Origin of the sequence: Algoriphagus taiwanensis, from assembly GCF_036245645.1 — a bacterium.
GTDB classification, from domain to species: Bacteria; Bacteroidota; Bacteroidia; order Cytophagales; family Cyclobacteriaceae; genus Algoriphagus; species Algoriphagus taiwanensis.
In genome coordinates, this window is record NZ_BTPE01000021.1 from 41,184 (window position 1) to 54,946 (window position 13,763).

Annotated in this window: 10 protein-coding genes, 1 tRNA gene and 1 riboswitch; of the genes, 4 read left to right on the forward strand and 7 right to left on the reverse strand. The window is 43.0% G+C overall.

The window, feature by feature from the left end; all coding sequences use genetic code 11:
* Nucleotides 1–4 precede the first annotated feature (4 nt).
* The 5 genes from AAA938_RS19220 to AAA938_RS19240 all read right to left on the reverse strand — a co-directional run bounded on the left by AAA938_RS19220 (nt 5) and on the right by AAA938_RS19240 (nt 5,161).
* Entirely contained in the window at nt 5–1,336 is a 1,332-nt protein-coding gene (locus AAA938_RS19220; protein ID WP_338230414.1) for a GntP family permease, read from the reverse strand.
* 160 nt (nt 1,337–1,496) lie between these two features.
* Nucleotides 1,497–2,663, reverse strand: a complete 1,167-nt coding sequence (locus AAA938_RS19225; protein ID WP_338230416.1) for a trans-sulfuration enzyme family protein — start codon at nt 2,661–2,663, stop codon at nt 1,497–1,499.
* A gap of 93 nt (nt 2,664–2,756) precedes the next feature.
* A riboswitch (SAM riboswitch) is annotated at nt 2,757–2,861 on the reverse strand.
* Nucleotides 2,862–2,922: 61 nt separating this feature from the next.
* Nucleotides 2,923–3,483 carry an aminoacyl-tRNA hydrolase gene (gene pth / locus AAA938_RS19230; protein WP_338230418.1) on the reverse strand — a complete coding sequence of 187 codons (561 nt, stop codon included), beginning with the start codon at nt 3,481–3,483 and terminating at the stop codon, nt 2,923–2,925.
* A 152-nt stretch (nt 3,484–3,635) separates the two neighbouring features.
* Nucleotides 3,636–4,208: a 50S ribosomal protein L25/general stress protein Ctc gene (locus tag AAA938_RS19235; RefSeq protein WP_338230420.1), complete on the reverse strand. Its 573-nt coding sequence runs from the start codon at nt 4,206–4,208 to the stop codon at nt 3,636–3,638.
* A 26-nt stretch (nt 4,209–4,234) separates the two neighbouring features.
* Entirely contained in the window at nt 4,235–5,161 is a 927-nt protein-coding gene (locus tag AAA938_RS19240) for a ribose-phosphate pyrophosphokinase (RefSeq protein ID WP_338230422.1), read from the reverse strand.
* A gap of 362 nt (nt 5,162–5,523) precedes the next feature.
* Between AAA938_RS19240 and AAA938_RS19245 the strand changes: the two genes are divergently transcribed.
* Together AAA938_RS19245 and AAA938_RS19250 are read left to right on the forward strand one after the other, a co-directional pair.
* On the forward strand, nt 5,524–8,343 hold the full coding sequence (locus AAA938_RS19245; RefSeq protein ID WP_338230424.1) for a hypothetical protein: 2,820 nt from the start codon (nt 5,524–5,526) through the stop codon (nt 8,341–8,343).
* A 123-nt stretch (nt 8,344–8,466) separates the two neighbouring features.
* Nucleotides 8,467–11,184 (forward strand): M14 family metallopeptidase, encoded by a 2,718-nt coding sequence (locus tag AAA938_RS19250; protein WP_338230425.1) that lies wholly within the window; start codon nt 8,467–8,469, stop codon nt 11,182–11,184.
* 89 nt (nt 11,185–11,273) lie between these two features.
* Here AAA938_RS19250 and AAA938_RS19255 read toward each other — a convergent pair whose 3' ends face one another.
* Nucleotides 11,274–11,981, reverse strand: coding sequence for a dienelactone hydrolase family protein (locus AAA938_RS19255; RefSeq protein ID WP_338230427.1), 708 nt, complete (start codon nt 11,979–11,981; stop codon nt 11,274–11,276).
* 198 nt (nt 11,982–12,179) lie between these two features.
* Here AAA938_RS19255 and AAA938_RS19260 point away from each other — a divergent pair, with 198 nt between their 5' ends.
* Nucleotides 12,180–12,929, forward strand: coding sequence for an EcsC family protein (locus AAA938_RS19260; protein ID WP_338230429.1), 750 nt, complete (start codon nt 12,180–12,182; stop codon nt 12,927–12,929).
* Between the two features lie 52 nt (nt 12,930–12,981).
* Here AAA938_RS19260 and AAA938_RS19265 read toward each other — a convergent pair.
* Nucleotides 12,982–13,054 (reverse strand) — tRNA-Gln (locus AAA938_RS19265).
* Nucleotides 13,055–13,350: 296 nt separating this feature from the next.
* Between AAA938_RS19265 and AAA938_RS19270 the strand changes: the two genes are divergently transcribed.
* On the forward strand, nt 13,351–13,593 hold the full coding sequence (locus tag AAA938_RS19270) for a hypothetical protein (protein WP_338230430.1): 243 nt from the start codon (nt 13,351–13,353) through the stop codon (nt 13,591–13,593).
* Nucleotides 13,594–13,763 lie beyond the last annotated feature (170 nt).

The following is a 13,763-nucleotide window of genomic DNA, read 5'->3' on the forward strand; positions in this document are numbered from 1 at the left end:
TTTTCTACCCAACAATCAAAGTGAGAAGGTAAACCGTGATGATAGCCGTGACACCAGCAATGAAGGTTCCCAAGCTGTGAGATAGGTTTCCCTGTTTGGTAGTCATCCCAGAAAGCTGTGTGACTACCCAAAAACCGCTGTCATTGGCATGAGAAATTCCCAAAGCCCCGGCGCCAATTGCCACGCAGGTGAATACTTTCATGGTTTCACTGTCCAATCCAAGAGGTCCTAAAATCGGAGCGACAATAGATGCTGTGGTAATCATGGCCACGGTAGTGGAGCCTTGGGCCGTTTTCAATCCGAATGCAATCAGGAAAGGAAGGAATATGCCCCAATTGGCATCACTCATCGTCGAGGTGACCAAATCACCTACTCCAGAATTCTGAAGCATTTTCCCGAATACTGCCCCGGCCCCGGTAATTAAAATCACGGGTGCCGAGAGTAAAATTGCTTCTCCCACCCATCCTGAGGCAGAAAGAAGCTTCCGGTCAAATTTTTTTGGAAGGGTAAAGGATAAAACGGCGCCAATAAGCAGGGCAATTACCGGAGTTCCCAAAAATTGAATAGCCTTAATCACTGCGCCTTCTCCCATCGGTTTGGAAGGATAATTGGCGATAGAGGCAAGAATAATCAACGTCAAAGGGATAAGTACAGGCAATAAGGAAGAGAAGAAACTGGGTCGGTCAGACTTGGCTATGGTTTTCTCATTGGCTACAATCACAGGTCTCAGAGGGATTTTTGATACCCACTTCTGGACGAAGAAGAGCAAAGGGATAAGGGTAATCAAGGAAACTAACCCGCCGTAGAATATGACCTGCCCCAAATCAGCTCCCAAAATTCCCGCCGTAGCTATGGGGCCGGGAGTAGGGGGTACCAAAGAGTGGCTGGCCATAGCTCCTAGGGAAACAGCCACAATAGTGGCAGCATAGGAGAGGGTGCTTTTCGCCGAAAGAGATTTGGCAATGGGGTTCATCATAATGATGGTGCTGTCACCAAATACCGGAATAGAAAGAATCCAACTGCTAAGCATCAGGGATAGATTGACGGATTTTTCACCAACCCAGCGAAGTACTTTCTCGGCAATGACCATGGCTCCTCCTGTTTTTTCCAAAAAAGTACCCAAAATCACCCCCAATAAGATCAGCAATCCCACGCTTCCCAGCACACCTCCAAACCCATCTGAAATCGACTTGATGATCAATTCGGGTTCCATCCCCATCATTAATCCATAAATGATTGCTCCTACAAACAGAGCTAAAAATGGATGAATGTCAAACTTGATGATAGCGACTAAAATCAGGGTCAGGGCGACCAGAATAATCAGGAGTGTGAGCATCTTGGGTTCAAAGGTTGGAGTCTGTTTTTTTCCAATGGTGGAAAAAGTGAATCCAAAAAATTAAAGAAAAATCAGGGAAAAGCATCCCCTCCAGTGGAAAAGTTGAAAATAGAAAGCCGGCTGAGCAGATGTCCAGCCGGCTTTTGATCTGTCAAACTCCTTATTTGGATCTTTCCAGAGCGCGCTCTACGTCTAGGATGATGTCGTCAGAATGTTCCAATCCTACCGAAAGTCGGATCAAGCCATCTGAAATTCCCACTTTGGCACGCTCCTCTGCGGAAAGTTTGCTGTGAGTAGTGGAAGCAGGATGGGTGATGATGCTACGGCTGTCTCCCAGGTTGGCAGTGACAGAGATCATTTGGAGCTGATCGATGAATCTTTGGGCCCGACTTACCCCGCCTTTCAGGGAAAGGGTGATTATTCCTCCCCCTGCCTTCATTTGTTTTTTAGCCAGATCATGCTGAGGATGAGAAGGAAGGAATGGATATTTGACAGCTTCCAATTGACTGCTTCCCTCAAAATATTTAGCGATTCTAAGAGCATTTTCACAATGACGGTCCATTCTCACGGCTAAGGTTTCCATGCTTTTGGCTAAGATCCAGGCATTGAATGGGGAAATAGAGGGGCCCGTATGTCGGGTGAAAAACTGCACTTCTTTGATGAGCTCTCTTTTTCCCAAAATCAAACCTCCCAAAACTCTGCCTTGTCCGTCAATGTATTTGGTTGCACTATGGGTAACGATATGTGCTCCCCATTTGGCGGGCTGCTGAAGGTAGGGGGTAGCGAAACAATTGTCCACCACCAAAATCAGCCCGTGAGCTTGAGCAAACTTTCCTGCCCATTCCAGATCGATGATTTCCAAGCCCGGATTGGACGGAGTTTCGATAAAAAGCATTTTAGTATTGGGCTGGACCAGCTTTCCCCAGTTTTGATAATCGGAAATATCTCCGTAGGTGGAGGTGATTCCCCATTTTGGAAATACTCGCGTCAGCAATTGATGGGTGGAACCAAACAGCGAACGGGAAGCCAAAATATGGTCGCCTTGCTGCAATAAAGAAGCGATACTTCCAAACATGGCGGCCATCCCTGAAGCAGTGGCGATTCCATCTTCCGTACCTTCGGCAGCGCATACTTTTTCGATCAAGTCTGCGGAATTCGGATTGGCATAGCGAGAGTAGATATTCCCCTGAATTTCGTCGGCAAACATGGCCCGAGCCTCTTCAGCTGAGTCAAAGGTGAAGCTGGAAGTCAGGAAAATAGGCGAGGAGTGTTCCTTTTCGTTGGTTCGGCTTTGGATTCGAATGGAATCTGTTTCAAAATGGCTCATGGCATTGTGCATTGATAGAGATGAGCTTCAGGGATGAAAAAAGAATTTCCCTGAGCAGAACCTGAACCAGAAAGAGGGGTAGAATATTCCGCCAATTTATAGTTCCCGCTGAGGGTAGGACTTGGCACCTTTCTCCTTGGCTGAAGATGGTTGCCAGAGGGTCAATGAGCCTAGTCTCTCGCCTCTTCTTTATAAATCAGTCACCTGAAGTGATGCAAAGAAAAAGGGAGAAATGGGGATTTCCAAATCTCCCATGCAATCAGTCATTGAATTGGGTCATGGTTTGGGCGATACCTACCGTGCAAAATCTCTGAATCATGGAAATAGCCCGGTCCATCATTTCAGGTAGCTCTTCAAACTCCTTCGGTGTAAATCGTCCCAAAACATACTCAACTTGTCTTCCTTTGGGGAAATCGTCACCGATTCCCATACGAAGGCGAGGATAGTCCTGACCCCCTAGGAGGGCTTCTATATTCTTTAACCCATTGTGTCCTGCTGAGCTTCCTTTTCCTCTCATCCGAAGTTTTCCAAAGGGAATCGCCACATCATCTACCAGTACCAAGATGTTTTCCTTGGTTACATTCAATTCTTTCATCCAGTAATTGACTGCTTTTCCACTTAGATTCATGTAAGTGGTGGGCTTGATCAGGTGTAGTGTTCGACCTTTATGTTTGATCTCGGTTTTGAAGGCAAGTCTGTCACTTTTCCATGTCGCTCCTTCTTTATCTGCCAAGCGGTCAAGGGTAAGGAATCCGATATTGTGTCTGGTCAGCTCGTACTCAGGACCTATGTTACCCAAACCAATGATTAAGTACTTCATGCTCTTTTATATTGTCGCTGTCAGGAACTCCAGGACAGCTTTTTCACAATCAGATTGAATGAATTTTTAAGCCTGGAGTTAGGCTTTAAAGGATCAAAAATAAAAAATCCTGCCCGGTAAAGAGCAGGATTTGAATGAATGCCAAGTCAGAATTACTCTGCCTTTTTGCCTCTGAGTGCTCTCGGAATACCGATAGTCACGATGGAGACATTTGGAGAGGTTAGGATTTCGTATCCTTCAGGAGTCAATTCACCTACTTTGAAAGATTTACCCAAGTCCAAGCTGGAGATATCGGCCTCGATAAAATCAGGAAGGTTTTGAGCCAATCCTTTTACTTTCAATTTTCTGGTTTTGAATTCCAGTTTACCACCTTTTGCAATACCTGGAGAGCTACCGGTGATTTTTACAGGAATCTCAAATTTGATTGGCTTGTCGTTGGTGAAAGCCATGAAGTCAGCATGAAGCAATACTTCACTTACTGGATGGAATTGAGCTTCTTTCAAAACCGCCTTCACGATTGTTCCTTCTATGTTCAATTCTACTAGGTGAACGTCTGGAGTGTAGATCAAGTCCCTGAAAAGGATAGCAGGGGCATGAAAGTGAATTTGCTCAGGAATACCTGGGCCGTAAACCACGCAGGGTACACTGCCGGTATCTCTGATCTCATTCAAAGAGGCACTGTCGAGATTTGCTCTTTTAAACCCTATAATCTCTAGTGTTTTCATATGTATTTGTATTTAAAATTGGTTTCTCAGATAAATAGAGAGCTGATTGAAGTATGTCCTGTGACTGCGTGGATGGCTTTTCCAAACAGTTCGGCTACAGTTAGAACCCGGATTTTAGGAGAAGGTCGCTTTAGTGCAATGGTGTCGGTGATGACCAATTCCTCCAAAACGGAATTTTCGATGTTTTCATGAGCCTTTCCTGAAAGTACTCCATGTGTTACGATGGCTCTTACCGAATTGGCTCCTTTTTCCTTGATGATTTGGGCAGCTTTGCAGAGCGTGCCTGCGGTATCAACCAAATCATCGACAAGAATTACGTCTTTTCCTTCCACATCCCCGATCACCTGCATGGAGGCGATCTCGTTGGCTCTTTTTCTGTGCTTATCACAGACGACCATTTCTACTTCAAAGTGCTTGGCATATGATCGGGCTCTTGCCACGCCTCCTACATCAGGGGCTGCAAAAATCATATCATTGAGCCTAAGCGTGCTCAAATAGGGCGCAAATATAGCTGATCCATTCAAATGATCCAATGGTATGTCAAAAAATCCCTGAATTTGTCCAGCGTGAAGGTCGCAAGTCATGATTCGGTCTGCGCCGGCAGAGGTGAGCATATTGGCAATTAATTTTGCAGCAATGGAAACTCTCGGGCGGTCCTTTCTATCCTGACGGGCGTATCCAAAGTAGGGGATAACTGCACAGACCTTGTATGCGCTGGCTCTTTTGGCAGCATCAATCATGAGGCAAAGCTCAAGAATATTGTCGCTGGGAGCATTGGTACTTTGGATAATGAATACGGTACAGCCACGGATCGATTCGTCAAAACTCGGTGACATTTCACCATCGCTAAACTTGGAGAGGGTGAGGTCACCCAGCTTTTTTCCGTAACTCTTGGCAATTTTTTCTGCTAGTTTTTCGCTGCTTGATCCGGCAAATATTTTTACCTCTGACATAGGAGAATTCGGGTTGGTGGAGGAGTTGATTGGTAGACAAAAGTAATGATTTTTGAAGGAAGGGGGAGAAGGCTGGAGAGAAAATCAAAAAATGGTTTCATTGGCCAAATAAAAGAAGCTGTTGGATTTCAGCTTGTTGATTTTTAATTACTTTTGATTAAGAGATTTTTAACTGATTTTTTATGAAAGAGCCAAATTTAAACATTTCAATTAAGATAGAATCAGATGATTCTTCTCCCATTCAAATAAAAAGTCTATTGATAAATGGGGAGGAGTTTGTAAAGAAAAACGACAAGTCAAATTCAGACTCCAAGGATTCGGATTTATCCAAGGAAGATGTCCTGCCTCTTACAGCAGCGACCTTGATTGGACAGAAAGAAGAGCGTATTGTCACTCCATCGGCTGAAATTTCGCCTAAAGTCCCTTTGCCTGCCAATTCTAATTCTCTAGAACAATACGGAGGTGATAGTTTTCACAAGATGTTTTTTGGAGATTTAACGTATGAGCCAATTGGATCAGGAAGGTCTCGGGTGACCTATCAAGGTGCTGAAAATGTATTTACTTCGGACTTTGTGGGAAAATGGTTGGAGCCTTCTAGGGTTCACAAGTGCAGTATAGAATTTCCAGAAGAAGGGATTAATTATCTTCCAGGTTCTTTATCCTCGATTTATTCTCGGGTGATCGAGGTTGAAAACGGAAAAAATTTAATTGTTGATTTTGAATACAACGGAGGTGATTTTTTAAATCCAAAAAGGGTCATCAATCAGGACGGAATCTTCTTTTTTGACAATAGAATGGCTTTTGAAACTTGGTCAAGAGCATCAAACAGAGGAGATGCTCTTTTTGCTGAATCGGGAAAGATTTATGCTGTGCTTGGATTTCCTAAAATAGAAGTTGTCTCGGATTCTGCTTTACATTTTACTTGGTCAGGAGAGGGCGAAAGGCCTGCCATTCATTTAATGTTTTCAGATTCGTTTATCGGAGACCGTCATGGGAGGGGAGATAATAAACCATTGAGTTTTTCGCGAACATTTGGCGGAAACACGTCTTTTTTCCACCTTCCTTCAGAGGGTCGAGTTGATATTGATTTTGATTGGCAATTTTTACCTAGCACCTATTCTCATTCGGTCGTGCAATACGGGTCCCCTAATGGTTCTATTTTTTTGGATGGTTCTCCACTAAGTAAGCAATATGGACTGAAGAGGTTTTCCAATTTTGACCAGTTTAGAATAAAAAGGCTAATGGAGCAAAAGTTGGGTTTTGTGAGGCCGGGAGCCGTATTTTCTATGCCTTCTCAGGGTTATTGTAATGGCGGAGGCGTTCATGATGGTAGGGATATCACGGGATTTTGTACGTATCGCTTTGAAGGCGATTGGGTATCAAAGGATCCAAATAACATGAAGGCCAGGACAAGTGGAGGTTTAGCTGTGGAATGGGTGGGCCACTCTGCAGAATCTCCTGGTAAATTCATTGAGTTGGAATCGGCAAAGCCTAGTAAGTTTAGTGGGCTTAAATTTAGGTTTAATAACAAAACAGAACTTGAAGTCCTACACCCTGATTTCACATGGTATCATTTAGCCTCTCAAGAATGGACAGGTGGAACTAGTACCGGGTCAGAATTTACTTCTGTAAAAATTGATGGAATACCCATAGGCCTGAATACAAATGGAGATTTTTGGTTAGTCTTTGGAGAAGAAAATACGCAAGCCAGGAACCTTTCAGCAAGAACTTTGAATCTATTTGATAGAATACCCGCTCAAGGAGATGTTATAGCCTGTAATACTGGTAATCTTCGTGATTTAAATATTATTGGAAAGCCTTCTCCAAGTCAATTGGAAGTATGGGGCTGGTGCATACAGGAGGGAGACGTATTTGAGTCTGAAGGTAAAACTTGTCGTGTGAAAAAGGCAGAGAGAAAATGGAAAACTTGGGGCCAACTATCGAATTCTTTACCCTTAGCTCAAATTCCCAAACGTGAAGATAGGAGAGTTACTTTTACAGAAATTACGATTGATCAAGAACTAGCCCAGCCAATAACTCAAGTAAAACTGAAGGTGATCAGCAGTCGAACGGCAAAATTATTAGATGGCAATTATAGGGAAGAAGGGGAGGCCTATTGGGGTTTGGGAAATGAAGCACCTGGGCACCTTATGTATACAGATTACAACGTCAATTTGCTTATAAAAAATGCTCAAATCTCAGGATTGATTCGGTCTACTTCCAGACCACTTTGGGCCGAAACAAAAGCAGAAATTTCTGGTAATGTCAACTCTCTTCAATTAATTCCTATTCAAGAGAAACTGTGGTCAGCTGGGGATCAAATATTTTTACTTTCTCCAGATGGTAAAAAGATCGAGAAACTTGAAGTTTCTATGTCTTATCAACCCGGAAGCGATAGGCTTTCTGTAATTTCTAAGGAATTATCCAGTAGTTTTCCCCAAGGTTCAGTTGTTTGCTCTTTATTTTCTCTTTGTGGGAAGGCGGAATTTGATCATGTCTATTTTATTAAAGAAAATGGAGAGATAAGCTATTCCAACCGAATAGATTATCGTCCTCAAGGACTAAGATTAAGGCAGCTCATTCAAAAAAAGGAGGATTGCAGGGTGAAGATCATTGGAGGAAGGATGAGTTGGTATTCAAACTTGGACAACAGATTTGAGCCTGAAATAGAGCTAACCCAGACTCCCCACTTGGTTTCACCGACTGGTAGTCGTCCGATTTTACTCAATCCCAAAATATCCGATGGAAAAGGAGCGGTTTTTGGCCATCAATCCAAAGAAGTAGATAAGGAAGAGATCTACGTGTCCTACTATATTTTGGCAAGACAAGATGAAGTTGATCTTTCCAATTCTGAGCTTGGTGCTGATCTCTACCTCTGCGGAAATGGAAAATTTTATTTAAATAAATTAAGGACCAAGAATTTTATTGATAAAGGAAAGGATACAGGTGTGGGGTTCAACTTGGTATTTGAAGAAAGATTTGATTATTCAAATTCACTATTGGTAATTGGAAAGGAGGGTAAAGCAGGCCTTATGATCGCTTCCCCATTCAAAATTGGAACACTTCAAATTGACCTTGCCCAATGGGAATTGAAGCCGGGGTTGTTTAACGGAGGTGGATTCCAGACTAGACAAGATTCGTCTTCGCCGGACTATGCCAAATATATTCAAATCAATAAGTAATCTTTTGTAAACCGATCCTGTAATTTTTTGCGATTCCTGTAGAGAAATCAGAAAAGCCCGGATTGAATTGGATATTTTAGGGACTTAGAGAGCTATTCTTAATCCAATCAATCTGTTGCCATTATGATGAAAAGATTACATCTAATCCTACTTGTTGGTCTTTGGAGTTTTCACTCCTTTGCCCAAACAATCCCCACTCCCAAAGACCATTTGGGTTTTAATATTGGGGAACCGTACATGCTGGCTAATTTCAGTCAGACCGAGGCTTATTTCAAAAAAGTAGCTGAGGCCAGCGACCGAGTTACCTACACCAGCATCGGAAAGACCGAATTTGGAAAAGATCAACCTATGCTGATCATCACCTCCCCATCCAATCTTCCGGAACTTGACCGATACAAAGAAATTTCCCAAAAACTCGGAAGGGCTGAAATATCTATGGAGGAAGCCAAGAAGCTTTCCAAAGAAGGGAAGCCGGTAGTTTGGATCGATGGTGGACTTCATGCCAATGAAGTAGTAGGAGCCCAGCAATTGATCGAAACCTTGTATCAACTGGCTTCAAGGAATGATGAGGAAACTCTTCAGATTTTAGATGAAGTGATCATTCTTTTGGTTCATGCCAATCCTGATGGGATGGAAATCATGTCCAACTGGTACATGATGAATGAGGATCCTGCCAAGCGAAATAAAAATATTCCGGTGCTCTATCAAAAGTATGTGGGGCATGACAATAACCGGGATTTTTACATGAACAACATGAAGGAAGCTACCAATATCTCCCTTCAGCAATATGTGGAGTGGCTCCCTCAGATTGTCTACAATCACCATCAGTCTGGACCGGCAGGTACAGTGGTAGCAGGTCCTCCTTACAGAGATCCTTTTAATCATGTATTCGATCCTCTGATTATTACCAGCTTGGATGCAGTCGGCGCTGCTATGATCAATCGCCTGCATGTAGAAGATAAGCCCGGTTATACCCGGTTGGACGGCTCTGTTTTCTCTACCTGGTGGAATGGTGGGCTCAGAACTACACCCTATTACCACAACATGATCGGCATCCTTACGGAAATTGTCGGTGATCCTTCTCCCTATTCCATTCCTTTGGTTCCGGATCGATTGATTCCGAACAATGGCACTCCCTATCCTGTGACTCCTGGTCCTTGGCCTTTCAGAAGATCGATAGATTATTCTGTTTCACTCAATTATGCTATCCTGAATCATGCAGTGAGGCATGGAGATGAGCTTCTTTTTAACTTCTATCTGATGGGAAAAAACTCCATCTATCGAGGTAATACCGACACTTGGACCCGCTATCCCAAATTTGCTCAGGCTATTCAGGAATCCTTTGAGGCTTCAAGGAAAAAGGCCGATGCTGACGATGAAGACGCAGTGTATTATGGCTTCCGGTCTGGTTTGCCGATTCAGTTTTATGATTCTGTGTATCAAGATCCTTCCAAAAGAGACCCGAGAGGCTATATCATTCCATCCGATCAGCCTGACTTCTACTCTGCTACCAAGTTTGTCAATGCACTGATCAAGTCAGGCGTCTTGGTTCATCAAGCTCAATCGGATTTCACCGTTCAGGGTAAATCTTACCCCAAAGGTTCATTGATTGTCAAGACTGCTCAGGCTTTTCGCCCTCATGTCTTGGATATGTTTGAGCCACAAGATCACCCCAATGACTTCCTCTATCCCGGAGGGCCTCCGATCCGACCTTATGATGCGGCGGGATGGACTCTTGCTTTCCAGATGGGAATCGAGTACGAACGGATTATGGAAGGGTTCGAAGGTCCATTTGAGCCAATCGCTTATGGTCAATTGGTAAGCCCTGATCCAAGCAGCTTGCCTTCCGGTTCAGGATTTCTTTTGGATGCCAGAGCTAATGATTCTTTTATCGCAGTAAATGAGCTTCTTAAAGCCAAAGTCAAGGTCTACAGAACGTCCTCTGCTATCAATGAACTTCCTGCAGGTTCATTTTATGTTCCTTCGGCCGGGCGAAAGGTGCTCGAAGGTCTGGCAAAATCTCAGGGAGTAAAAGTCAAATCTGTATCTTCTCAGCCCTCCGGTGCTAAAGAAATCAAGCCTTCAAGAATAGCTCTTTACGACTACTATGGAGGATCTATGCCTTCAGGCTGGACAAGATGGATTCTGGAGCAATTTAAGTTTGATTATTCTTTGGTATTTCCTCAAGAAATAGATGCTGGAAATCTCAACGAGAAATATGATGTGATCCTCTTTATCGGACCGGGAATCCCGGGTTCCGGTGGCAGATACGGTTCAGGTGGTCAGCCTAATCCTCAGGATATTCCTGAAGAATACCGGTCAATGATCGGCAGGCTTTCGATGGAAAAGTCAGTGCCCCAATTGAAGGATTTTCTCGAAAAAGGAGGTCAGATTCTTACTGTAGGAGCAGCTACTGCTTTGGCCTATCATCTTGATTTGCCTGTATCGAATGCCTTATTGGAGGTAGAAGGAGGAAAAGAAAAGAGCCTGAGTGGGGAGAAGTATTACATTCCGGGCAGTATTCTGGAAATCCAGGTTGACAATTCCAAACCGATCACCTCCGGAATGGGTACTACTGCAAATGTACTTTTCAACAACAGTCCGGTATTTAAGCTTGCTCCAGATGCAGCCTTGAAAGGAATCAAGCCTCTGGCTTGGTTTGGTACAGAGCCTCCTTTGAAAAGTGGTTGGGCTTGGGGTCAAGAATACCTGAAAAATGGAGTGGCTGCCTTCGAGGCGGACTTTGGGAAAGGGAAGTTTTATGCTTTCGGACCTGAGATTACTTTCCGAGGTCAGTCTTATGGGACATTTAAGTTGCTCTTCAACGGACTTTACCAATAATCGGTCAAAGCCAACAAAGAGACCTCCGATGGGAAGCCATCGGAGGTCTCTTTTTTATACCCCAAACTTTCCTTTCAAATAGCCTAAAGCTATATCGTAAGCCTCTTTAGTTGCTTCCCGATCATACTTTGGGTTGTTTGGATTAGCAAAACCGTGAACAGCGGGAATATTTTATAAGTAAGTTTTTTTCCTGCCTTATCCATATTTGTGGCGAATTCTTCGATGATTTCTTTGGAGATGTATTGTTCAGTAGCAAAAAGCCCCAATACATCCGAATTAAGAGTTTTTAATTTTTCTAGGTCCCTCACGGGCATGCCGTAATACATCACAGAGCCCATATTCTGCTCTCCATTCAGTAAGGCGGATTTCAAAGACCAGGCTCCTCCAAAGCACCAGCCTACATTGGCTATTTTTGCATCATTGCCCGCCAATTTTCTTGCGCCCTCAACGATCAATTCCAGTCTTTCCTCCTTCGCGGATTGCATGAATTGACCTGCTTCCTGAGGATTGGAAGTTACTTTTCCATCATGCATATCCAAGGCGATTACATTAACTTTTCCACCCAGGTCTTCATGAAACTTCTCTGCCTGTTGCTTGATCTGATCATTGAGTCCCCACCACTCCTGGTATACAAATAACCATTGCTCTGAGTATGCGTTGGCCTTGATTAGGTATCCTTGGGCTGTATTGCCATCCGCAGTGGGAAAATTGATCATTTCTCCCTGTCCATCAAAGTCAATCTGAATAGGGGATGGGTGAAAAGAAGCAAATCCCGGCGCATTGACAAACTGGGCCATGTCATCTGAATAGGAATGGCATACTGTAATGTTTTCAAAGGGATTTTGGTTTTTTGGTGATGGCTTGGTTTGAAATAGTCATGCCCCTAAAAGAAGGATTAGAGATAGGAAAGCTTTATACATGATATAAGGTTGATTAGATTTACTTAAACAGCCTAATCTGAAATATTAGGTTTATTTCGGCTAGCGAAAATCATTATGGATAATTATCAACATTATTTGGAAGCGGAATTGGGGCTTTGGCTTTATGAGATGAAGAAGCCTCCGGCCCTTTTCAATCGACTTACCCATGCGGTGCAGGGGAAAATCAATGAAATTATCCCCGAAAAAGTACATCGGGCCATCACACTGGCTATTGAAAATATGGTCAAAGCGGTGATTACAGGATCGGGATGGATTGTTCCCAAATATGATGCTGCGCTCAGTATTCAGGAGCGTGAGACCAAAATTAGAGAACGAATCAAGTGGTATCGTAATTCTGCCTCTGTTGAAGGAGCTGTAACAGGTGCCGGCGGAATCCTGCTTGGGCTTGCTGATTTTCCTGCATTTCTGACCATAAAAATGAAAATGTTGTTTGTCATCGCTTCCCTTTACGGAAAGTCTACCTCAGATCTACAGGAGAGATTTTTTATACTTTATTTATTTCAATTGGCTTTTTCCAGTCAGCAGCGAAGAAATGATATCATAGGCCTCATTGAAAACTGGGACGCTTATAAGCAAGATTTACCCAAGAACCTCAATGATTTTGATTGGAAGACTTTTCAATTAGACTATCGTGACTATTTGGATTTAGCCAAATTGGCTCAAATGGTTCCTTTGATTGGAGCACCGATTGGGGCTGTGGTCAATTATCGATTGACCGAACACTTGGGGAGGTTTGCCATGAATGGATACAGGCTGAGGAATCAAGCCGAACTTCTAACCCAAGGGGTAGTAAGAAATAGCTAAATAGATCAGGAATGGCTATAAAACGAAAAACCCTGAAAATTTCAGGGTTTTGTTGATCCACTAGGGCTCGAACCTAGACTCTTCTGAACCAAAATCAGACGTGTTGCCAGTTACACCATGGATCAATTTGTCAGAAGCTCGTGTGCTTCTCTTAAAGTGTCACAAAGGTAGAGTTCTGTATTTTTTTTTCCAAGCCATCAACTCAACATTTTTTTAATTTTTGGCTAATTCACTTGCTATCAAGAGGTAAAAATTTTCAATGAATAAGAGGAGAAGAAGGCTTTAATTGAAGAATTTTTTTCTTTCGAAATCGATTGAAATTGCTTTTTTGTTAATTTTCAGATGGTTGTATTGATATAATGAAAATATTTCTATTGTTTTGTTCCATAATTTGAAAACAAATCAACAAAACGATAGTGCTATGAACACTGAAAAAATGGAAAAGGTAATCCCTGCGGTTATCGAAAAGTTGGAAAAAATCAAGAATACTCAATTGGCTTCTGAGTTGAGCTGGTGCTGGGTAAGCTTTCAAAATGATCAGAATCCGGTAGGAGTGATTGCAAAGGCTCAGGAAGCGCTTTCTGCATTTGCAGACGCTAGAGAGAAAAATGCCAAAGCTGTGGCCAAGAAAATGGTGGATGATTTGCAGAAAGCACTTGCTTAATCGATCTAATGGTCAAAAATAGTTGGTGAAACACCATCTAATCATCTGATAATAAATTATTTACAAGGGCCTTATTGAAACCAGTTTCAATAAGGTTTTTTTGTTTCATGAAAACTTCAAAAAAAGCGGTGCTGGGCCTGTGGGTTTCTTGACTCAATCAAGTGGGGAAA

Excerpts from the sequence above, each read along its gene's own strand:
- AAA938_RS19220 (WP_338230414.1), bottom strand. The coding sequence starts at position 1,336 with ATGCTCACACTCCTGATTATTCTGGTCGCCCTGACCCTGATTTTAGTC.
- AAA938_RS19225 (WP_338230416.1), bottom strand. The coding sequence starts at position 2,663 with ATGAGCCATTTTGAAACAGATTCCATTCGAATCCAAAGCCGAACCAAC.
- pth (WP_338230418.1), bottom strand. The coding sequence starts at position 3,483 with ATGAAGTACTTAATCATTGGTTTGGGTAACATAGGTCCTGAGTACGAG.
- AAA938_RS19235 (WP_338230420.1), bottom strand. The coding sequence starts at position 4,208 with ATGAAAACACTAGAGATTATAGGGTTTAAAAGAGCAAATCTCGACAGT.
- AAA938_RS19240 (WP_338230422.1), bottom strand. The coding sequence starts at position 5,161 with ATGTCAGAGGTAAAAATATTTGCCGGATCAAGCAGCGAAAAACTAGCA.
- AAA938_RS19250 (WP_338230425.1), top strand. The coding sequence starts at position 8,467 with ATGATGAAAAGATTACATCTAATCCTACTTGTTGGTCTTTGGAGTTTT.
- AAA938_RS19255 (WP_338230427.1), bottom strand. The coding sequence starts at position 11,981 with ATGGCCCAGTTTGTCAATGCGCCGGGATTTGCTTCTTTTCACCCATCC.
- AAA938_RS19260 (WP_338230429.1), top strand. The coding sequence starts at position 12,180 with ATGGATAATTATCAACATTATTTGGAAGCGGAATTGGGGCTTTGGCTT.
- AAA938_RS19270 (WP_338230430.1), top strand. The coding sequence starts at position 13,351 with ATGAACACTGAAAAAATGGAAAAGGTAATCCCTGCGGTTATCGAAAAG.